We start from the raw sequence: 20,866 nt of genomic DNA, 5'->3' as shown, positions 1-20,866 counted from the left end.
CCGCCGACTTTCGATTCGCAACGGGTTATTTCGACGTCCGGCGGCATCGATGCTTGATGCCGCCAATATTTCATTCCACACACCGGTCACAATGAGAGACGACATAAGGGATCAGCGCCGGGTATTCGGGTGGGCCTTGCCTGCCTCCGCGGTCGTGCATTTGCTCGCCGCCGCGCTTCTTTTGTCCGCACTGCCGCTGTCGCCCCCGCAGCCGCAGAAGGAGCAGCCCATCGCAGTGGATATTGTGCCGCCGCCTAAACCGCCGGAAAAAACCAAACCTCCGTCCCCCGCTGAACCGCCCAAGCCGGAAAAGCAGCCGGAAGCCAAGGTCGAGACGCCGACGAGCCGTGAGGTCGCCGCGCAGAGAGCTGTCTTCGAATTCGGTGAGAAGGACGCCGGTCCTCGCAAGTCTCTGGACGGCAACAGTGCGGAGGATGGTTCGGAACAACCGCCAGCGCCGCAAGATCCCAATAAACAGGACCTTGCACAGGCGCCGGACGTGACCGCGGTCGGCGGCAAAGTCTCGGCTCCGCCGCCTGGCGTATCCGCGCCGCCTAAGCCCAAGCCAGCGAACGTCGCCAAGGAGCAAAAACCCTTGAAGCTTCAGCAAGCCAAGACGTTGTTCTCGGAAGCAGCAACCGGTGATCCGATAGCGACAAGCGCAATGGGTAATATACCCCGCCCCGTGCGGATCGGTCAGCTCTGCCTCACGGAATTGCGCGAACAGTTGCGCCGCGCCTCGCCCCCCTATTTTCCCGACCTCTTGCGTTCATTCAGGCTGAAGGAAGGCACTATCATGCAAGTTCCCAGGACCGCCTTCCGTGCCAACGGGCAGTGGTACGATTTGAGCTTTCGCTGCGAGGTCGACCCGGACGCGACGAGAGTCGTGTCGTTTGCCTTTCGTGTTGGAAATCCGGTGCCGCGCAGCGAATGGAAGCGCCGCGGGTTGCCCGCCGAATAGGTGGTCGAGGCCACGGAGGCTGGCTGGCCGGCGCCATCAAATCCGGCCGGCGATGTCTTCGCGCGCTCCGGGCTGCCGAACCAACACGCGCCAAAAGTGGCTTTCGTCAGCGGCTGCCGAAGTCTAGCATACGGCTTTGGGAGGAGGCTTCGATGACTTCAAGTTTCAACGTTCACCATGCTGCCGGCTATGAGCAGCTCATGGGCCGCTGGAGCCAAAAGCTCGCGCCGCTGTTCATCGGCTTCGCGGGCCTCAAGGACGGCGAAAAGATCCTCGACGTCGGATGCGGCACCGGCAGTCTGACCTTCGCGCTCGTCAAGGCCGCTGACCTCGGTGAGGTCGCGGCGATCGACTTTTCGGCCGTTTTCGTCGAGGAGGCAATCCGGCGCAACACCGATCCGCGGATAAAAATCCGTCAGGCGGATGCCTGCGCCCTGCCCTTTGAGGATGGCGCGTTCGACCGTGCCCTAGCCCTGCTCGTGCTCCATTTCGTGCCGGAAGCCGGCAAGGCAGTCGCCGAGATGCGCCGCGTCGTGCGGCCGGGCGGCGTCGTCGCGGCGACGGTATGGGACCATCTCGGCGGCATGCCGGGGATGCGCATGATGATCGACACGGTGGCGGTGCTCAGTGAAGGCGGACGCCAGCTGCGTGCCCGCTATTGCACGCAGCCGATGATGCAGCCGGGTGAAATGAAACGGACCTTTGTCGAACAGGGTCTCCGCGACGTTACGGAAACCCAGTTGATGATCCGCATGGACTACCAAAATTTCGATGATTACTGGGCGCCGATTGCCGCCGGCGAAGGGCCGCTCGGTAAGTATGTGGCCACGCTCGACCCGGAAGAGCGGGCGCGCACCGACGCCGCCATGCGCGACGCCTATGAGGCCGGCCGGCCCGACGGCCCGAGGTCCTTTGCCAATGTCGCCTGGGCCTGCCGCGGCGTCGTTGCCTGACCTTGGCGCTAATGCATGCCGCGCAAAAAGCGCGTCGCATGAGGCCGATCGAACGCGACGCGCTTTAGCCGATCCCGTAGACCAGCCCGACGCGGCCGTCCGAAAGCTGTTCGACCTTGCGCAGTTCGAGCCCACGACGATTTCTCGCCGTCCCAAACAGCGCCTTTCCTTCACCGGCGAGCAGCGGATAGACGATCAGCCTGAGCTCATCGACCAGCCCGGCATCGATAAGGCTCGCGGTAATTCGGGCGCCGCCCATAAGGTAGATGTCCTTGCCGGGCTGCTGTTTCAGTGCAGCGATATCCTCGAAATTCCGCACGAAGCGCGTCTTTGGCCAGGCCGCCGAAGTCATTGTGTTCGACAGCACATAATGCGGCGTCTGCGCGGCGAAGCGGGCCCATTCGAGCTCGGCCGGCTTAGGTAACTTGCCGGTCATCGGCAGCGGCTTGTCGGGCTCGTTCTGGATGGCGCTCCAGTAGCGCTCGTAGCCGGCATACATGACGCTGCCAAGCAGGCAAGCGTCGATTTGCGGCGTCAGGCCGTATTCGTCCGACCACGCGTCGACCCAATCGGCATAACCCTCGGGCCCCTCCATCTTGCCGTCGACGGAAATTTTCATTCCAGCGATCAATTTGCGCATGACTTCCTCCATCAGGCTTGCGGGATGCAAGCACGTTTCATCGTTTCAGCGTTGCTTCGTGTTGCTGGCGGCGACCTCAGGGATGGCCGCCGCGAGTTACATCAGGCCGGCAGGCGGCGGTCGTATTCTTCCCGCAGGCGGCTCCAGCCGTCCCAGAACGAGGTCGGCGTCTTGCCCGCCAGGCGGGCGGCCAGCAGGTCGAGGTGTATGTGCCAGCCGGCCGTGATGTTGAGCTGGATTGCACGTTCCGGCAGGCGGCGATGAACGACGGTGAGCAGCACATCGTTACCCTTCGCCTCCAGCAAGAAGGAGACGCCGCCGGTGTTTCCCCAGGTGATGGAAAGCTTGCGCGGCGGATCGAGTTCGGTGATCCGGCCCTCCATCCGATGCTCTTCGGGAAAGCCCGCGGGGCGCTGCCCAGGCGGGTCCGTCAGCTCGTCGTTACGCCAGACCAATTCGAACGAGCTGCCGGCCTTCATTTCCATCTGGCCCGCGGCCATCCATTGCCGGCGCAAGTCACTCTCGGTGAGATAGGCCCAGACGCGCTCGATGGGGCCGGGCAAGAGGCGCTGGATGGTGAACGTGGCGGGCTCGCTCAGCTCGCCATAGGCGTCGATGCTTCTCATCTGGTTCATTGCTCGTCTCCTTCTTTCGGGTTGGGCGATTTCCTGGACTCATCCTGGGCTTTGCGTGCGTCCTCTTCGCGAAGAAGGCGTTCGAGAACATCGAGACGACCGGTCCAGAAGCGCTCGTAGAAGCTGAGCCACTGATGGGCGCTGGCCAGCGGTCCAGGGGCTAGTCGGCACAGATGCGTGCGGCCCCTCACCTCTCGACGAATAAGCCCTGCGTTCTCCAGCGCCTTGATGTGCTTGGAGGCCGCCGCGAGCGACATCGCGAAGGGTTCCGCCAGCTGGCTTACCGTTTTCTCGCCATCAGCGAGATCGCGAAGCATGTGCCGCCGGGTGGCGTCGCCAAGGGCGTGAAAAACCGCATCCATCTTGGGTGTCTCTAATTCAACCATGTAGTTGAATATAGACGCACGCTTTGAGATAGTAAACCGTTTGGTTGAATAATTTATGTGAAGCGCCGCGGGGCCGTTTGCGCCATCGAGCGTGTCGACGTGACGGGAGATACGGACGCGCCCCGCGACAGTAAGGGCGAGGCCCTTATTTGCCGTTGAAGAAACTGTGGATCGCGGCTTCCAGCTTTTCGATAAGCTGAGGGTTGTGGCAGCTGCCAGCCCAGATCAGGGCGTTTAGCCTCATCTCTTTGTTGATAAAGCTCACTTTCCCAGAATCCAGCAGGTATTCCGCGATCTCGTAGTGCCGCCCCTTGATAGCCTCGATGAGCGCGTTGTTTCTCCCCGTCTTGTCGGTCAGATTTACTTCCGCGCCATTCTCCACGAGCAACTTGACGACTTCGAGATGCCCGTTCTTCGCCGCCTCGATAAGAGCCGTTCTGCCGTAGTAGTCAGCTCGCGCGTTGATCTCTATTTGGGGGTGTCTCACGAGGACTGAGATACACGCGTAATGTCCCTTGGCCGACGCAAGGCTCAAGGGCGTGCTCTTCCACTTGTTTCTGGAATTCACGTCGATTTCCGGGTCTTCGATCAGCGCCTCCACCACAGCTGTGCGGTCATTGAGGGCTGAAAGGTGAAGTGCAGACCAGCCGCCGTCGTCCGACTGATTGATGTCGGCGCCAGCCGCCAACTCCGATCGAACCGCCTCCGCATCGCCTTGTTCTGCCGCGACCAGCAGGGGCGACCAGTCTCTTGCCCCTTCGGCTTCCAAGCTGTTGGTCAACGCAGTCGCCTCCTCGGATAGCTCACAGAATACCACAGAATCCGCGATAGTGGGGTCGTCCTGCATAGAGTTCCCTGGAGCTCGTGGGTCACAGAGAGCTGTCGGCCCGAAGCGGAGGATCAGCGCTTCACGTCCGTCTCCTCACATTCTCCTGATATCGACTGGCTTTGGCGGCCATTCAGACTAGATAGAGCCTGCGCCGGGCGGAACGATGCAGAAGGACCTGAACATGCCTGAACAGATTACCCTGAATAGACCTGAACAAATCAGATTGAACGACGGCTCCGCCATTCCGCAAATCGGCCTCGGCGTGTGGCAGGTCGATCCAGCCATCACCGCCAAGGTGGTGCGCTGGGGAATCGAGGCCGGCTACAGGCTGATCGACACCGCCGAAGGCTATCAGAACGAGGAAGGTGTCGGGCAGGCGATCCGCTCGGCCGGCGTCCCGAGAAGCGAGTTGTTCATCACCTCGAAACTGCGCAACGGCGCGCATCAGCGCGACGCCGCCTTGCGCGCCTTCGACGAAACGATGAGCAAGCTCGGCATCGAACAGATCGACCTGTTCCTGATCCATTGGCCGGTGCCCAGCCAGGACAGATATGTCGAGGCCTGGAAGACGCTGATCGAACTCAGGCAATCAGGCCGAATCAAGTCGATCGGCGTTTCGAACTTCAACCAGGACCACCTCGAAGGGATCATCGGCGAGACCGGCGTCACGCCGACCGTCAACCAGATCGAGCTCCACCCCCGCTTCCAGCAGCGTGACAAACGTGAATTCCACGACAGGCACAACATCCGCATCGAGAGCTGGAGCCCGCTGGGCAGCGGCCGGCTGTTGAGCGATCCGACGCTTGAAAGCATCGCCAGGAAACACGGCAAGTCGGTGGCGCAGACGATCGTCAGGTGGCACCTTCAGGAAGGGCTGATCGTCATTCCAAAGTCGATCCACCAGGACCGCATCGCCGCCAATTTCGATGTCTTCGATTTCGAGCTGGAAGCGAAGGACCTCGAGCTTATCCGGGGCATGGATTCGCCCGACGGCCGCACCGGCCCGAACCCCGCTACAGCTGCATTCCTGTTCTGAGGGCCGACAGTGAAGCTGCCTATCTCCCCCCTTGTGGGGGAGATGTCCGGCAGGACAGAGGGAGGCGCTGTCCAGCCAGCGATCAAAACTACCTTCCCGCTAGCTCATATCCCGGAGCCATCCACCAGCGGCACATCTTCGCCCTCCCAGGGGCTCGGCATCGATCCCTTGCTGAGATTGGCCGACGGCAGCGGCATCCAGCATTTCAGTTCGGGTTCGGCATATTCGACGATGCGTCCTGGAGACGAGTCGGAGGCGCGCCAGCCTTCGCTGCCGAACTGATCGGCGCGGGCCCAGTAAGCCATGTCGACCTCGGCCGGACCCTGTTCGGACGGCCGAACCGTGACAAGGATTCTGCTGCCGTCCCTTGGCGCGCTCGACATGTGGCGCCACTGACCGGGCTCGTCCATTGCATTTCCTCCTGCGATCTTCGCCTCGAACGGATAGTCGCTTCGCGTTCGGAAGCGGTCAACCCGAACTTTTTTGCCTGAGACAAAACCCCTGTCCGGTCGTCGCGGAACAAGTCATGGCACGCCGGGTTTGGGCAAGTTGTGGAAGGAAGCAAAATGAGACCAGCGCCGCGACCGATCCTTACCATTATTGCATGGCAGGCCGCGTCTTTCGTTCGCAACCCGGTCCGGTCGCAATGAGGCAGGCCGGTTCCGATCATTCCATCCCACCGAAGGAGGGCAAAGGCGGCATAGGACGAGCGCTCGGCCTCGGCCTGATAACAGGGGCGGCCGACGACGATTGTTCCGCGATAGGCACCTATGCCAGTGCCGGCGCCCGTTTCGGACCCGACCTGCTCTGGACGGCTCCGGTGACGTTGCCGATGATGTACGCGGTCGTCTATCTGTCGTCGAAGCTCGGCCAGGTGTCGGGGCGCGGATTGTTCCACGTCATCAAGGACTTCTACCCGCGGTGGCTGCTCTGGTCGGTGCTGTTGGGTGTGCTCGTCGGCAACACCATCGAGGCAGCGGCCGATCTTGGTGGAATGGCGGCGGCGATCAACATATTCGTGCCGCTTCCCATTCCGCTGATCGTGCTGTTCGTCGCCGCCCTCATCTTCGCCCTCCAGGTTTTCGGCTCCTACACTTTGATCCGCAACATCTTTCGCTGGCTGGCGCTGGCGCTGCTCGCCTATGTCGGTGCCGCCATTCTGGCCAAGCCGGACGCCGCGGCGGTGCTGCGCGGGACGCTGCTTCCGAGGATCGAATTCAATCGCGAGTTCCTGTCGATCCTGGTCGCTATCATCGGCACGACGCTGTCCGCCTATCTCTACACGTGGCAGTCCAATGAGGAGGTCGAGGAGGAGATTGCCCAAGGGCGAACGACGCTCAGGCAAAGGAAGGGCGCCACCGCCGGCGAACTCCGCCGCTCGCGCCGGGACATCCTCATCGGCATGATGTTTTCAAATCTCATCATGTATTTCATCATCCTGTCGACGGGTGCTACGCTCTACAAGGCGGGCCACCACGATATCGACACGGCCGCGCAAGCCGCGGAGGCGCTGCGCCCACTCGCCGGCCAGGCCGCAAGCGTTCTGTTCGCCGCAGGCGTGATCGGCGTCGGTTTCCTAGCGGTTCCTATCATGACCACCGGCGCTGCCTATGATGTGGCACAAGCCATCGGCTGGAAAAACAGCCTGCACGCCCGGGCTCAAGAGGCGCCCAAATTTTATCTCGCCATCGGATTTTTTACGGCGATCGCCGCCGGCCTCAACTTCCTCGGCTTCAATCCGATGAAGGCGCTGATCTGGTCCGGCATCGTTCAGGGTTTCTCGACGCCGCCCTTGCTGCTGCTCATCATGCTGATGACGAACAGCCGCAGGATCATGGGGGAGCAGGTGAACAGCCGCAGCACCAACATACTCGGTTGGGCAACGACCGCCGCTATCTTCTCGGCGACGATCGGCCTGGTGGCCACCTGGTTCATGTAAATCCGGCAGGACAAGGGACGCCGCTAGTTGGATTACCCGTTCCCGCTTGCGGATTGCCCCAGCTTTGCCGGCCTTGGAAACTCCACAACATCTCCCACCGGCCGCTTGTATTGCGCTGCGACAATTGCATCGATCAGGAGATCCAGAGCCGCACGAGCCGTGCGGCTCGTCTCGTCCTCGCCGCTCAAATAGTGGCAGGCTCGTTCAAGGTGCAGGTGTGCGGCGGCAAAGTCGCTTGTCATAGGCATCTCCCTGTTGCCCGCCCGCCGGCAAGATGACCGCCTCGATTTAGCTAAAAGCAAATATCCACAGCCGGATTTGAATCAAATTGGCCTGACTCACCGTAGCCCGAGGGACAAGGTGCTGGCAGGCCTTTGCATCGCTGGTCGATGCACTGCGCCGGCGCGGTACGCCGCGTTGAATGAACCAATAACGGGCGGTGTTCCGCAAACTCAGTTCGCTCACCGCGCTGCTTTTGAAATTTTCTCGCTCTTTTAATTCTACAAACTCTCTAGACTTAAAATAGATCGCTAGAACCAAGATCTTAAAATAGAGCGCTTGAGAGGGAGCCAGGAATGTCGAAAAAGCTCGTAGTGGGGCTGTCGGGCAATTTGACCCGGCCATCGAAGACCAAGGCGTTCGTCAGCCACATTGTCGGGCAGGCCGCCGAAAGCATCGGCGCGGCCTCGGCCGTCTTCGACATCGAGGATCTCGGCGCGTCTCTGCCGCAGGCAAGGCGCCTCGGCGACCTCGACCCGGCGGCGCGCAACATCGTCGAACGGCTGCTGGGCGCCGACATCCTGGTGGCCGGCTCGCCGACTTTCAAAGGCAGCTATACCGGGCTTTTCAAGCACTTCTTCGACCTGCTCGATCCGTCATCGCTGAGGGGCAAGCCCGTCATTCTCGCCGCGACCGGCGGCGGCGAGCGCCATTCGCTGATCGTCGAGCACCAGTTGCGGCCGCTGTTCGGCTTCTTCGAGGCGCTGACCGTACCGACCGCGATCTACGCCTCCGACAAGGATTTTGCCAATGGCGTGCTGGTGTCGGAAGCCATCCACGCCCGCGCCCGGCAGGCGGTCGCCGAGGCATGCCGTGTAACCGGGGTGCCCTACGGCGTCGGCCTTGCCGCCTGAACGCACCACTGACCCGAGATCCCCTTTCCGATCCGTCCAGGAGCACGCCGCGATGACCAGATCCACCAAATCCAGGCAAATCAAACTGGGCGCTTTCCTGCCCGGCGGCGGACAGCATATCGCCGCCTGGCGCCACCCCGAGGCGCCGGCCGACGGCGCCACCAATTTCGAGTTCCACAAGCAGCTCGCCCTGACCGCCGAGCGCGGCCTGTTCGATGCCTATTTCCTCGCCGACAATCTGACGGTCGGGCTCGGAGCCCGCGAAGGCGGCAATGCCAAGATCGCCGGCTTCGAGCCGGTGACGCTGTTTGCAGCGCTGGCGCCGCTCACCACGCATCTCGGCTTCATCGCTACCGCCTCGACCACCTACGAGGAGCCCTACACGCTCGCCCGCAAATTCGCCTCGCTCGATCATCTGTCGAATGGCCGCGCCGGCTGGAACGTCGTCACCTCGGCCGGCGACGAAACCGCGCGCAACTTCAATCGCGAGACGCAGCCTGCCCACGCCGAGCGCTATGCCCGCGCGCATGAGCATGTCGAGACGGTCAAGGCGCTGTGGGACAGCTGGGAGGACGATGCCTTTATCCGCGACAAGAAATCGGGGCGCTTCTACGACAAGGACAAGCTCCACGACATCGACCACAAGGGCGCGCATTTCAGCGTGAAAGGGCCGCTCAACGTGCCGCGCCCGGTGCAGGGGCACCCGGTCGTGGTGCAGGCGGGGCAATCGGAAGACGGTCGCAAGCTCGCCGCCCACTCGGCGGAAGTCATCTTCACCGCCCATCAGAACCTGGCGTCGGCGCAGGAATTCTATCGCGATATCAAGGCGCGCGTGACGGCCGTCGGCCGCGATCCCGAGCAGGTGCTGATCATGCCGGGCGTGGCACCCTTCGTCGGCCGCACCGAAGAAGAAGCGCGTGCCAAGTACCAGCAACTGAATGATCTCATCCTGCCCGAAGACGGCGTCGCCCTGCTCAATGGGCTGGCCGGCCAGACGCTCGACATCACCGGCTATCCGCTCGATGGACCGCTGCCGCCGAGCAAGGAGACCGAAGGCATGAAGAGCCGCCAGGCGCTGATCCGCCAGATTGCCGACGAGCACAACTTCACCATCCGACAGCTCTACCAATGGGTGGCAACGGCCCGCGGCCATTATACCGTCATCGGCAGCGCCACGCAGGTCGCCGATCAGCTGGAGGAATGGTTTGGCAACGAAGCCGCCGACGGCTTCAACATCCTGCCGCCCTGGCTGCCCGGCGGGCTCGACGACTTCGTCGAGCTGGTGATCCCCGAACTGCAGCGCCGCGGTCTGTTCCGCACCGCCTATGAAGGCAGGACACTGCGCGAGAACCTCGGCCTCAGGCGGCCGGAAAACCCCTGGACCGCCGCCCGCTCGGCGGTGCTGGCCGCCGAATAATCCCGAGAAGCCCGATATTTTCCAAGCAGGAGGCAAGACGATGACCTTGCAGCACATCGAACAGGCCGCCAGCCTCGGCACGCCTGACAGCACGACAAGCCTCGGCACGGACTTCCTGCGCCTCGGTGGCCGGGCGGGCATCCGCTTCCTGTCGCGCTACGGCGTCCTCATCGCTTTCCTCGCAATCTGGCAAGTGTCGAGCAGCGCGGGCTGGGTCAACGCGGCCGTGCTGCCGCCGATCGACATGATTGTCGCAGCACTTTGGAAGGGGCTGGCCGGCGGCACTCTGCTCGGCGACATCGCCATCAGCCTGCAGCGCGCCGGTCTCGCTTTCGCGGCCGCCGTGCTGGTCGCCATCCCACTTGGCCTGTTCATGGGTCAGGTGCGCACGGTCGAAACCGCGCTCGATCCCATCCTGCAGGTTTTCCGCCAGACCTCGGCGCTGGCGCTCTATCCCGTATTTATCCTGCTGCTTGGGCTCGGCGAGGCGTCCAAGGTATTCGTCATCTTCTGGGCGACGCTGTTCCCGCTGCTGCTCAACACCATCGGCGGCGTCAAGCAAGTCGATCCGAAACTGCTGGAGATGGCCCGCGTCTATGGTGCCAGGCAGCTCACCGTCTTCCGTCGCGTCGTGCTGCCCGGCGCCGTGCCGTCGATCTTCGTTGGGCTTAGGCTCAGCGCCACCACGGCGCTGCTGCTGTTGATCGCTTCCGAAATGATCGGCGCCAACAAGGGCATCGGCTTCCAGGTGATGAACGCGCAATACAACTTCCAGATCCCGCTGATGTTTGCGGCAATCGTCATCCTCGCCGGCCTCGGCCTGATTGCAAACCAGGCGCTGGTCAGCCTGCAGCGCCGGCTCTGCCGCTGGAGCAATGCCGTCGACTGACCACCCGCCCTTACCAATCTCAACCAGGCCAGAACTCAAATCAAGAAAGACCCGAACCATGAAAATCACCCGCCGTTCCCTGCTTGCCGGCGCGCCCTTCGCCGCCGGCCTTCTCGCCGCCGGCCTGCCGCGCTTCGCCTTTGCCGAAGCGGCACCCGTCAACTTCCGCTCCCTCGCCAGCCGTGGCAGCATCTCTCCGCATGAGCTGGCCGGCGAGCTCGGCTATTTCAAAGGCCTCGGTATCGAGGTCGAGAATGTCGGCTATTCCGGCGGCGGCCCGGAATCATTGTTTGCGCTCGCCTCCGGCAGCGTCGATATCGGCTCGGCCGCAACCGCCGCCGTGATCAATTCGATCTCCGGCGGCAACGACTTCGTCGCCGTCTATCCGAGCAACGGCATCAACAGCAAGGTGCGCAGCGTCTTCTACGTGCTCGACGACAGCCCAATCAAATCGATCGCCGACATTGCCGGCAAGACCATCGCCGTCAACACGCTCGGCGCCCATCTCGACTACACCGTGCGCGAGGCGCTGCACAGCGTCGGCCTGTCGCCGGACGCCGCCAATCTCGTCGTCGTGCCCGGACCGCAGCTCGAACAGACCTTGCGGTCCCGCCAGGTCGACATCGCGGCGCTGGGCTATTGGCAGGCGACATTTGCCGGGGCGCTGGTCGACAATGGCGGCGTGCGTGGCGTGTTCAATGACACCGACGTGCTGGGCGAGCTGGCCGGCGGCTTCGTCGTGCTCAGGCGCGACTTCATCGCCGCGCATCCCGACGCCGTCCGCAATTTCGTCGAACAATCGGCGCGCGCCTCCGACTGGTCGCTGCAGAACCCCGACGAAGCGCGCAAGGTGCTGGCAAACATCCTCGACAAGCGCGGCGAGAACGGCGAGCTGGCGCGTTACTGGACCGGCTTCGGCCTGCGCCAGGGCGCCAAGGCGACGGACCGCGACATCGACTTCTGGGTCAGCGTGCTCGAGCGCGACGGCCGCCTGCCAAAGGGCAAGCTGAAGGCAACAGACATCCTCTACCGGCCGGGCGAAACCAAGACCAACTGACAAAAGCGACCGACCAACCAGTTGGGAGACGCGCGCGATGAGCAGCACAAGCGGCGGTCAGGTCAGCATACGCGACCTGTCCAAATCGTTCAGCATCGGCGGGCGCTCGCTCGCCGTGTTGAGGACCCTCAACCTCGACATCCGCTCGGGCGAGTGCCTTGTCATCGTCGGCGCCAGCGGATCGGGCAAGACCACGCTGCTGCGCATCCTAGCCGGGCTGGAGGCTGCCGACAGCGGCGGCGTCGCCATCGACGGCAAGCCGGTGCACGGCGTCGGTGCCGAGCGTGCGGTGATTTTCCAGGAACCGCGCCTGCTGCCCTGGCTGACCGTGCTCGGCAATGTCGCCTTCGGCCTCGAAGTGCGCGGCGTGCCCAAGGCCGAGGCCGAGGAAAGGGCGCGCTTCTATATCGCGCTCGTCGGCCTCGCCGAATTCAGCGATGCCTTTCCCCGGCAGCTATCGGGCGGCATGGCACAGCGCGTCGGCATCGCCCGCGCCTTGACCGTGCAGCCCGAAATCCTGCTGCTTGACGAGCCGCTGGGCGCGCTCGACGCGATGACCAAGATCGGCATGCAGGAGGAACTGGCGCGCATCTGGAGCGAGGAGAACGTCACCATGGTGATGGTGACGCACGACCTCGAGGAAGCGATCTACCTTGCCGACCGGGTGCTGATCCTGCCCAAGGAGAAAGGCGGCGCGGCGCGGCTGATCGACATCGACCTGCCCCGCCCGCGCGAGCGCAGCGAAAGCCGTTTCGTACGCTACCGCGAGGAACTGCTGCGCGAATTCGGCCTGCACTGAAAGCCGCCTAAGAGGCCTTGGTTCCTCGCCCCGCGAAGCGGGGAGAGGTGTCTCGGCGAAGCCGAGACGGAGAGGGGCCCCTCTTTGAGTGCCCCGCGCTTTCCTGGAACCGGATTCCCCGCCCCCGCATTTCCTTAACCGGGAGGCGAAGGAGCGCGGCATGAAAGCCTTGTTCGCAATCTTTGGCGGCTTCGTGCTGACGCTTGCCGTATTCGCCAGCGGCCTCGCCTTCGCCACCTGGCTTCTAATAGCCAAGCCGGTACGGCCGGCCGCCCCGGTCTCCAGCGTCGCCGAACTGTGGGCCAAGGACCCGCGACCGGTGAACCCGGCCTCGCAGCGCCTCGAGCGCCTCCCGGCCCGCCCGGTCCCCGTTCGCACCTCGGAAGTTGATCGCAGCTCGAAACCCGCCGATGCCGCAGCGTCGACAACCGACATCACCGCGACCGGCTCTACCCAGCCACCAGCGGAAGAGCAGCAGACGCTACCCGCCGCCCATGTCGAATGGTGCGCCAGCCGCTACCGCTCCTACCGGCCGGACGACAACCGCTACACGTCCTACAGCGGACAACAGCGCCCCTGCATCTCGCCCTATCTCGACATCACCGATGACGGCAGCTACGTCGAGGCGAGCGATAGGTCGTCACTGGAGGGCTACCCGCCATCGGACGAAACCGGCGCCGCCGAGCTCTCATCCGATCACGTGCAATACTGCTTCAGCCGCTACCGGTCATATCGACCGGAGGACAACAGCTATCAGCCGTATTCCGGGGGGCCGCGCAGGCAGTGCGAGTAGGCAGGCCGGGGGGTGGCTGGCGGCCGCAGTGCATGGCGCCTTGTGCGACCCACCCAACGATCACGCAGATTTCTTGGATCGTTCGGGTTGGCGCGGCGTTCATCCGATACCCAAAGGAGAAGTCAACATGGGCGACGACCGGGAAGACAAGATTCGTGAGCGCGCATACCAGATCTGGGAACGCGAAGGCGGGATCCATGGCGATCCCAAGCGGCACTGGCACCAGGCCGAGGCCGAGATCGACAGGGAGGCAGCCCTGCCACTGACGGCAGGCGATGCCCTGCCGGAAACCCGCGAGGTCGCGAGCTCCGACGTTTTGACGGTGGAGGCCCTGGCGGTGCGCACCGGCATATCGGGCGAACAGGCGCAGGAGCTGATCGACAGGCTGGGAAACGACAGGGCGGCTATCGAACAAGCCGCGCGCAACCTTAAGGGGAAGCAGCGGCTCGGGGAGTGACAGATGATCAGAAAACTCAAGGACGGAAAATACCGCCTCTATTCGCGCAAGAAGGACGAAAAGACCGGCAAGCGCCGCAATCTCGGCACCTTCGATACCCGCGAGGCCGCCGAAAAGCACGAACGCGAGGTGCAGTATTTCAAGAGGCATTGAGGGGCGTGCTGTCGCTTCCCAGGCAGCCGCGCCGGAGGGCAGCCTCCTAGGCTGTCCAGCGTCACGATGTGGTCCTTGGCGGTGCCTCCAGCGTTCCTGTTGAAATTGAACAAAACGGGAACAAAAATGTCAAGAGCGAATTGACTCTGCGAGGAATGCCTTCCTATTTGTCAGTAGGCGGGGCGGTTGCTCACAAATCGAGGAGAGCCGCGATGGGCAGACGAAAAAGCCGGTTTGACAGGCTGTCGGCGAGGGATGCGGAGGCGATCATCAGGGACACTTTGAGCCTGCGCAAGACGGTGCTGTCGTCGCAGCTGCATCTGAAGGCGCATGGCGAGCTGTTCTGGCAGCTTTGCGGGCTTGTCGAGAAATTGCACGAGGTGCTGGCCAGCGTCGCGGAGAAGGAGCCCGATTACCGGATGGCGGAGCTTGGCCTGCTTCCCCTCCCCGAGGATTACTCGACCCGGAAATGAGCCATGGCCGGGCCGATGGACAGCGTTGGGCGTGCCGCCAAGGCCAACATGCTGCTCATCGTGGAGTGCGGCCATTGCTACCATGTCGGACGCTTCAGGGCGAATGACGTGGCCCAGGTGGTGGGCTGGAACAAGCCGCTGGAAGCGATCGGGTTCAGGTGCAAACGATGCAGCCGCAAGGACACGACGGTGAAGACGCAGTTCATCGACCAGGACCATCCACCCAAGGGCTACATCTGGGTGCTGCAGAAGTTCAAGCGCTAAAACAACGAGCCTTGCACCGGCGCCTGCTGCGGAAACTTGATCTGTGTCGCCGGCTTGTCGACGATCACCAGCGCGTCATCGGGCGCCGTGCGCTGCAGGTGCCTTGCCTCCGACCACGGCGCGGTGAGCCAGGCCTCGGTTTCTTCCGGCGTGGTCAGGATCACCGGCATCGCCTTCTCGTGGATCGGCGCGATCAGCGCGTTGGGCTGGGTCGTCATGAAGCCATAGACCTGGTGATCGGCGGGGCCGTCCTTGATCTTGCGAATGCCCTGCCAGCGCGTCCACAGGCCGGCAAAGAAGAATAGCGGGCGGTCCTCGCCGAGTGCAAACCAGTAGTTGCGCTGAATGCCGGTCTCGGGGTCCTTGTCGCCGGGCGTCGGGCTGGGCTCGGCGAAGCTGGTGACAGGCACCACGCAGCGGTTCTCGATGCCGAGATATTGCTGCCAATGGCCATATTGCGGATTGCGGATATTGGTGGTGCCATAGTCGGCCTTGCCCTTGACCCGCTCCAGTGGCGTCGGCATGCCCCACAGCAGATTGGCCAATTCGCGTTCGCCGTCCGGCGCGTTGCGCACCACCGGGCCGGGCTGGTTGGGATAGATGTCGATGGAGGGTTCGAGATTGCCGAGGATGTCGCGCAAGGCGCGGGTCCACTGGCGGATAGCCTCCTGGCTGGTCGTGATGTTGTAGAGATTGCACATTTTCAGGCCGTTCCCGGATGCTCAGGCATCTTGTTGGAAACGGCCCGGAATTTCCAGCGCTGTCCGTTGAGTTGCTGACACGGCAGGCCGTGTCAGCAATGGCTTTGTGAGACCTACCGCGCCGATTGTCTCATAGCTTGTGCGGCTACCGCCGCGAGAAAAGCCCTCGCCGCGGCATCGCAGGCCGCTCGAGACGGGCCTTTGGCGAAAAGAAGAAGCTCGGCGGCTCGAATGTTGAGCCCGTGCTTCCTTGCGAATGTGGCTAGATCGTAAGGCTTGTTGTCGTAAGGTTCGTCGTAATCGATCGTCAGATCGTAGTTTTCTTTCATTTTCTTCCTCCCGTTAGCGATCTCCCCCCTCCTGTCGCTAACGCAAAATTAACGTCGATGGCGGCGGGCGAGTCCACCAATCACAGATTGTGTAAAAAACGTACGAGCTCGCATGCTCGCCCTCGCAACGGGCCTGCGAGCAATCGCCGCCGACCGGACCGGTCGAAAGAGCCGATTATGATGGCAATGTTGGAAAGGCTGCCACGGCCTGGTGCTACGAGGTGTCCGCGACGCCTAGCGTGCCTAAATGGCCGGCATTTTCATCTTCCGGGCCCCGGTCCGCAGCCGGCCTCGTTGGGTCCAGCTAAAGGATAAATCCGGCTAATAATACCGTAAGGAGTAGTGATAGCGGAACGGCCGCAAGACACCAGATCTCCAACGTGTTGTTTTGCATCGGGTCCATCATCAGCCTCACTTTTTGGTTTGTCATTGTGACACTAACGGTTGGTCGGAGGTAGCGGTTCCAAGCGACCCCGTTCATAGAGCGCTGCCTGTGCTGCATATTAGCAACAGCTTGACGACCGCTGAGCCCGTACCGCTTGGACAACTTCACTGGCGCCGGTGGATGCGTATTCCGCAGGACTGCAAGCGCCCCTCGGCATCAGTCGTGCGGGGATCGATCGCCGCCCATCATCAGCGCCGAGCCGGTCATGCCCCGGAACCCAATGGCTGCATCTATCTCCGGCCGAAGTTTCGCTACCACCGAGCCGATCCGATGTTCACTCCAGCCAGCGATGCGCGTTTACAGGGACCTAAGTCTGACCTGCCTGCGCAATGGTCTTGTGTACGGCCGGCGTCGGGAACAACTGCGCCCGTCTTCAGTTGATGGCGTCACCTCCTCGAGGAGACATCGGCGCAGAATCAGTCCCTTCATGCGCTGATTAGGGTCCGCCTGCCATTGCTGGATTTGGCAGGCGGACCCTTGGTTCGGTACGCTCCAGATGGAAAGCGGGTAAGCTCGGGATCACTCATCATCCCAGAAATCCCGTAGAGACGTATGGCGGAGGTCTTCCTCGCCCCTGAGATGCTTGACCTGGCTTGACATCCGAGACGACCTCCCAGCGCGCGCATGCAGCGGGGTCGCCCTCAGCCTTCCAGCGCCTCGTGCTGGTAAAGCTCGTCCATGCTGAGCGTCGCCAGGGCGGCGAAGGGTGCCTGCTTTTTCACGCGGCCGTGGCTCAGGATCACGACGTCGTCGCAGAACGAGATGGTGCTGCGATGATGGCTGATGACGATGGTGGTGCGACGGCCGGCGCGCGACTTGAGCGTCTCGACGATTGCCGCTTCCGACAGGCCGTCCACCGCATTGGTGGCTTCGTCGAGGATGAGGATATCGGGATCGCGCACCAGGGCCCTGGCCAGCGCGATCCGCTGCCGCTGTCCCGCCGAGAGATTGACGCCACGATAGCCGACGACCGTCCAGTAACCCTGCGGCAGTTGCTCGATGAAGCCATGCGCTTCGGCCAGTTTTGCCGCGCGCTCGGCGTCATCGGCCGAGGCCGCGTCCTGGCCGTAGATGATGTTGTCGAAAATCGTGCCGTCGACCAGCTCCAGCTCCTGGCTGGCGAGCGCGATGTGCTTTCGCCATTGGCTGGGGTCGATGCGGTCCAGAGGCGATCCATCAACGAGAATCCTGCCGCTATCCGGTTCGACGAAGCGGCACAAAAGGTTGACGATCGTCGTCTTGCCGGCGCCCGACCGGCCGATCAGCGCGGTCGAGCGGCCGCTACCGATATCGAAACTCGCCGCATGCAGCACCACCGCGCGCTGCTCCGAGCCGGAATAGGTAAAGGTGACGTCCTCGAACTTGATGCCTTGGCTGAGCCCGGGGAACGCTGCGCTGCCTTGCGGCGGCTGGGGCTTGTCGGACGGGTCCAGCATCCACGTCACCTCTTCCAGCGATCCGCTCAGGCCCTGCAGCTGGCTCCAGGCCATTTGCAGCGACCGCATGTAGGGCTGCAGCCGGTAGAGCAGGATGACGAAGGCGACGATCAGCGGGAAGGAAACATTGGCGAACCAGGCGCCGATCACCACCGCCAGGAACAGCATGGCGTGCAGAACCTCGGTCAGCGGCGGCAACGCTCCCTGGCGGGTTAAAAGCACGAAGGCCGCCCGGCGCACCGCGTCGGATGCCTGGTCGAAAGCCGCTTTCTCGCGTTGCTCCTGGCCAAAAATGCGGATCAGCCGCCCGGCATGCACCAGATGCAGCATCTGCGATGCGAGCTGGCTGTTGCGGGAGGCGACGCTGCGGCTCGGCGCCTTCAGATTGGCCGACAGCACGGCGTGCGCGACCTGGACCAGCGCCAGCCCGAGCGTCACCAGCAGCGTCATCTGCCACGACAGGAGCAGCAGGAAGGTCAGGAGGATGATTGCGGCCGACGCGTTGACGATTGCTCCCAGCGTGATCTGGATGGCATCCGAGGCCCGCCAGGATTCGTTGGAGATGATGTTGAGCAGCCGTCCGGGGCTTTGCTGCAGGAAGAACGGGTAGCCCACCCGCAGCAGCTGCTCCGACAGCGCGCTGCGGATCGAATGGCTTGCCTTGCCGTAGATGAAGGTGGTCAGCAGCGTGTTGGCAAAGGCGAACAGGTTCTTCAGCACGATCGAGCCGAGGATGGCGACCGAAATGACGATCAGCCGGTCGCGCTCGCTCAAGCTCGATCCGACATGCTGGAAGACGGCGGAGAAGCCAGCCATGCCGGTCTGCCCCTGTTGCCCCATGATTATGTTCAGCAACGGAATGATCAGGCCGATACCAAAACCTTCAAGCGCGGCGCTGAGCAGCCCGAGCACCACCACGGCAGGAAGCAGGCGCAACTGCTTTCTTCCGAGCGCGCGGCGCAGCATCGGCAGGCTGGGCGGCATCAATCGCATGGTGGCGGATCACCTCGCCTCGGCATTTGCCTGTTGCTCCTGTCGCATTTGCGCCGGTTGCGGCGATTTCGCCAGCAAAAGCACCGCGAACTTGGCCGCGCCGAGCAAATTCATGCCGACGATCGGCCAGTGCGACAGCTTGAGTTCGCGGTCGAACAGAGGGCCTTTCCTCAGTTCGCGTAAGGCCGCCCTCATAGACCAGTAGAAATGGCGAAGCAGCCACGGCGCGTGGCGGATATGTTTCAGGCAAAGCCCGCCATTGCCCATGCTGTAGTCGCGGTGCAGCTTTTCGATGGCCTTGCGGTCGCGCCGGCCGTGATGGTGATAGATGGTCATGTCGGGCACATATTCGACCGGAATGCCGAGCAGCACCGCCCGCACGAGATAGTCCGTATCCTCGGCGGAGCGCAGCGGGCCGCCGGCGCCGAACCGTTCGTCGAAACGGCCGATGCGGGCTGCAACATCGCGGTGCATCGTCATGTTGCAGCCAAGCACGAAGCCGCCGGGATGGACGTCTGGGGTAAGCCGCGCGCGCACCGACGACCGCTTGATCGTGAACGGCAGGTCGCGGGGATCGCCGATCTCGACGCGGCCGCCGCGGATGACCCGTTCGCCGGCCGCATAGTGCCGCTGCAGATCGCGCAGATAATCCTTGTGGACCGCGCAATCGTCATCGACGAAGACCAGCACGCGGCCCCGCGCGCGCTCGAGCCCGGCATTGCGCGCGGCCGCCAGTCCAGGTCGCGGTTCGCGAATAGCCGTGAACGGAATGTCCGAAAGTTCGGCGATGCTGGCCAGCCGCTCTGCTGTGCAGTCGGTGGAACCGTTGTCGACAACCACCAGTTCGGCAGAGAAGGCAGCGTAGGCGCGGCACGCGGCCTGGATCGACTTTATGCAAGGCTCGAGCACGTTGACGCGGTCGCGTGTGCAGACAATGAAGCTGACCTCCGGTGCCGGCCCGTGCTGCGGCCGGGGCGACATGGCCGCCGGCACCGTCGAGCGGCCGCGCTGCTGGAGCTGATGGGATTTGACGAACATGCGCTGCTAGCTCAACTGGTTCGAAGGCAAAACCGCCGCGGCCGGCACGGATTGCAGATACCGCGACAGGGCATCCACCTGCCTGGTGACCGACATCGAGGCGAGACTGAAACGCGGCGCGAAGGCACCGGTGCGAAACACGTACTGCTCGCGCCGCCGGATGAGTTTCCATTTCGCCGTCCGCGTCAGGAATTCGTGCATCAGCAGCGGCTGTCTTTCCCCCGATATCAGCTGATAGAGGAAATAGAACAGGTTCAGCGTGCCAGCCTGGTAGCTCGGCCTCGTCTCGGCCGGCAGCGCGGCAATCCTTTCTTCAAGCGAAAGGATCCATTCGGCGGCACGGCGAACCGTGTCCATCGACAGGACTTCACCGATGCCGCGGAGGTCCTGCGTCTCTTGTACGAGCCCTTCGCGCTCAAGGTTCTCGGCGACGATCTTCAAATGCGTCCTGCGCATTTCGCGCTTGTGCCTGTTGGTCACGCTGTCGTCATGGATACGATAGGCGATCAGGCTTTCGGGGCTCATGGCCGCCGGGTAGCGGTCGGTCAGCCGCCTGAACAGGTCGAAATCCTCGGCATGCTTGTAGCTGGTATCGTAATATAGAACATCTTCTTCTATGACATTCCTGTTGTATACCACGGTGGAATGCATGAAGATCGTGAAGAACATCGACAATATACGCAGCGGATTGTCCTGGAATATCGGATCGGGCGAACCCCTGACGACGCGGTTGCCGAGCAAGGTATCGAAACCCGCGCCGCATAGAGCGAGGTCAGGCTGCTGGTTGAACAGCGCGACCTGCCGCGACAGGCGCTGGGGATAGGCGATGTCGTCGGCGTCCATCCTGGCGACCAGATCGCCGCGCGCCACGGCCAGGCCTTCGTTCAAAGTTGCGATCAGGCCGCGGTTTTCGCGTGAGATGATCGAGATGCGGCTGTCGGCCTGGCGGTATTTCTGCAGGATCTGCAGCGAGTTGTCGGTCGAGCCGTCATCGATGGCGATGACCTCCAGACGCTCGTAATCCTGCCGCAGGATGCTGCCCAGCGCAGCGGCGAGATAAGGTCCGGCATTGTAGATCGGCAGCACGACGGACACCAAGGGAGCAGCCAT

24 protein-coding genes are annotated in these 20,866 nt (G+C 62.9%); 14 read left to right on the top strand and 10 right to left on the bottom strand.

The annotated features are described in order from the left end of the window. The first annotated feature begins 49 nt into the window (after positions 1 to 49). Together NKI70_RS10490 and NKI70_RS10485 are read left to right on the top strand one after the other, a co-directional pair. On the top strand, positions 50 to 961 hold the full coding sequence (locus tag NKI70_RS10490) for a DUF930 domain-containing protein (RefSeq protein ID WP_352724560.1): 912 nt from the start codon (positions 50 to 52) through the stop codon (positions 959 to 961). Positions 962 to 1,113: 152 nt separating this feature from the next. Then, entirely contained in the window at positions 1,114 to 1,914 is an 801-nt protein-coding gene (locus NKI70_RS10485) for a class I SAM-dependent methyltransferase (RefSeq protein ID WP_023677312.1), read from the top strand. Between the two features lie 64 nt (positions 1,915 to 1,978). On the opposite strand, the gene NKI70_RS10480 is transcribed toward NKI70_RS10485, so the two are convergent. The 4 genes from NKI70_RS10480 to NKI70_RS10465 all read right to left on the bottom strand — a co-directional run bounded on the left by NKI70_RS10480 (position 1,979) and on the right by NKI70_RS10465 (position 4,356). Next, entirely contained in the window at positions 1,979 to 2,554 is a 576-nt protein-coding gene (locus tag NKI70_RS10480) for a dihydrofolate reductase family protein (protein ID WP_352724559.1), read from the bottom strand. A 101-nt stretch (positions 2,555 to 2,655) separates the two neighbouring features. Beyond that, complete coding sequence (locus tag NKI70_RS10475; protein ID WP_352724558.1) at positions 2,656 to 3,189, bottom strand: SRPBCC family protein; 534 nt, start codon at positions 3,187 to 3,189, stop codon at positions 2,656 to 2,658. Next, a complete protein-coding gene (locus tag NKI70_RS10470) occupies positions 3,186 to 3,575 on the bottom strand; it encodes an ArsR/SmtB family transcription factor (protein ID WP_352458214.1) in 390 nt (129 codons plus the stop codon). The genes NKI70_RS10475 and NKI70_RS10470 overlap by 4 nt, the downstream gene beginning before the upstream one ends. A gap of 145 nt (positions 3,576 to 3,720) precedes the next feature. Next, positions 3,721 to 4,356: an ankyrin repeat domain-containing protein gene (locus NKI70_RS10465; protein WP_352569141.1), complete on the bottom strand. Its 636-nt coding sequence runs from the start codon at positions 4,354 to 4,356 to the stop codon at positions 3,721 to 3,723. Positions 4,357 to 4,585: 229 nt separating this feature from the next. Here NKI70_RS10465 and NKI70_RS10460 point away from each other — a divergent pair, with 229 nt between their 5' ends. Then, complete coding sequence (locus tag NKI70_RS10460; RefSeq protein ID WP_352724557.1) at positions 4,586 to 5,440, top strand: aldo/keto reductase; 855 nt, start codon at positions 4,586 to 4,588, stop codon at positions 5,438 to 5,440. A gap of 104 nt (positions 5,441 to 5,544) precedes the next feature. Here NKI70_RS10460 and NKI70_RS10455 read toward each other — a convergent pair whose 3' ends face one another. Continuing rightward, the gene (locus NKI70_RS10455; RefSeq protein ID WP_023677305.1) at positions 5,545 to 5,850 is read right to left on the bottom strand and encodes a hypothetical protein; all 306 of its coding nucleotides are present in this window, start codon (positions 5,848 to 5,850) and stop codon (positions 5,545 to 5,547) included. A gap of 236 nt (positions 5,851 to 6,086) precedes the next feature. Between NKI70_RS10455 and NKI70_RS10450 the strand changes: the two genes are divergently transcribed. The 11 genes from NKI70_RS10450 (at position 6,087) to NKI70_RS10400 (ending at position 14,814) form a co-directional block, all read left to right on the top strand. Beyond that, positions 6,087 to 7,379: an Nramp family divalent metal transporter gene (locus tag NKI70_RS10450; RefSeq protein ID WP_352724556.1), complete on the top strand. Its 1,293-nt coding sequence runs from the start codon at positions 6,087 to 6,089 to the stop codon at positions 7,377 to 7,379. Between the two features lie 575 nt (positions 7,380 to 7,954). Next, positions 7,955 to 8,512, top strand: coding sequence for an FMN reductase (gene msuE / locus NKI70_RS10445; RefSeq protein ID WP_023677302.1), 558 nt, complete (start codon positions 7,955 to 7,957; stop codon positions 8,510 to 8,512). Between the two features lie 52 nt (positions 8,513 to 8,564). Then, complete coding sequence (locus NKI70_RS10440; RefSeq protein WP_352587123.1) at positions 8,565 to 9,929, top strand: LLM class flavin-dependent oxidoreductase; 1,365 nt, start codon at positions 8,565 to 8,567, stop codon at positions 9,927 to 9,929. Positions 9,930 to 9,969: 40 nt separating this feature from the next. Beyond that, positions 9,970 to 10,818, top strand: coding sequence for an ABC transporter permease (locus NKI70_RS10435; RefSeq protein ID WP_352458210.1), 849 nt, complete (start codon positions 9,970 to 9,972; stop codon positions 10,816 to 10,818). Between the two features lie 58 nt (positions 10,819 to 10,876). Continuing rightward, complete coding sequence (locus tag NKI70_RS10430; RefSeq protein ID WP_352699759.1) at positions 10,877 to 11,875, top strand: ABC transporter substrate-binding protein; 999 nt, start codon at positions 10,877 to 10,879, stop codon at positions 11,873 to 11,875. Positions 11,876 to 11,912: 37 nt separating this feature from the next. Continuing rightward, complete coding sequence (locus tag NKI70_RS10425; protein ID WP_352699757.1) at positions 11,913 to 12,674, top strand: ABC transporter ATP-binding protein; 762 nt, start codon at positions 11,913 to 11,915, stop codon at positions 12,672 to 12,674. Between the two features lie 160 nt (positions 12,675 to 12,834). After that, entirely contained in the window at positions 12,835 to 13,467 is a 633-nt protein-coding gene (locus NKI70_RS10420) for a BA14K family protein (protein WP_352621361.1), read from the top strand. 127 nt (positions 13,468 to 13,594) lie between these two features. Beyond that, on the top strand, positions 13,595 to 13,924 hold the full coding sequence (locus tag NKI70_RS10415; RefSeq protein ID WP_352621363.1) for a DUF2934 domain-containing protein: 330 nt from the start codon (positions 13,595 to 13,597) through the stop codon (positions 13,922 to 13,924). A 3-nt stretch (positions 13,925 to 13,927) separates the two neighbouring features. After that, entirely contained in the window at positions 13,928 to 14,077 is a 150-nt protein-coding gene (locus tag NKI70_RS10410; RefSeq protein WP_023677295.1) for a hypothetical protein, read from the top strand. A 212-nt stretch (positions 14,078 to 14,289) separates the two neighbouring features. Continuing rightward, positions 14,290 to 14,550: a hypothetical protein gene (locus tag NKI70_RS10405; protein ID WP_352621365.1), complete on the top strand. Its 261-nt coding sequence runs from the start codon at positions 14,290 to 14,292 to the stop codon at positions 14,548 to 14,550. Between the two features lie 3 nt (positions 14,551 to 14,553). Continuing rightward, positions 14,554 to 14,814 carry a hypothetical protein gene (locus tag NKI70_RS10400; protein WP_352621366.1) on the top strand — a complete coding sequence of 87 codons (261 nt, stop codon included), beginning with the start codon at positions 14,554 to 14,556 and terminating at the stop codon, positions 14,812 to 14,814. Here the strand turns inward: NKI70_RS10400 and NKI70_RS10395 are convergent. From NKI70_RS10395 to NKI70_RS10375, 5 genes are all read right to left on the bottom strand, one after another. Next, positions 14,811 to 15,515, bottom strand: coding sequence for an SOS response-associated peptidase (locus tag NKI70_RS10395; RefSeq protein WP_352587144.1), 705 nt, complete (start codon positions 15,513 to 15,515; stop codon positions 14,811 to 14,813). The genes NKI70_RS10400 and NKI70_RS10395 overlap by 4 nt on opposite strands. 113 nt (positions 15,516 to 15,628) lie before the next feature. After that, positions 15,629 to 15,844 carry a hypothetical protein gene (locus NKI70_RS10390; protein WP_023677289.1) on the bottom strand — a complete coding sequence of 72 codons (216 nt, stop codon included), beginning with the start codon at positions 15,842 to 15,844 and terminating at the stop codon, positions 15,629 to 15,631. A 1,086-nt stretch (positions 15,845 to 16,930) separates the two neighbouring features. After that, positions 16,931 to 18,718 (bottom strand): ABC transporter ATP-binding protein, encoded by a 1,788-nt coding sequence (locus tag NKI70_RS10385; protein WP_352645515.1) that lies wholly within the window; start codon positions 18,716 to 18,718, stop codon positions 16,931 to 16,933. A gap of 9 nt (positions 18,719 to 18,727) precedes the next feature. After that, a complete protein-coding gene (locus NKI70_RS10380) occupies positions 18,728 to 19,756 on the bottom strand; it encodes a glycosyltransferase family 2 protein (RefSeq protein ID WP_502897785.1) in 1,029 nt (342 codons plus the stop codon). Between the two features lie 6 nt (positions 19,757 to 19,762). After that, a complete protein-coding gene (locus NKI70_RS10375; RefSeq protein ID WP_352587150.1) occupies positions 19,763 to 20,866 on the bottom strand; it encodes a glycosyltransferase family 2 protein in 1,104 nt (367 codons plus the stop codon).

Origin of the sequence: Mesorhizobium sp. M0500 (genome assembly GCF_040321165.1) — a bacterium.
Lineage (GTDB): Bacteria > Pseudomonadota > Alphaproteobacteria > Rhizobiales > Rhizobiaceae > Mesorhizobium.
The sequence above is the reverse complement of the archived record's forward strand: the minus strand, read 5'-3'. Positions and strand labels throughout refer to the sequence as shown.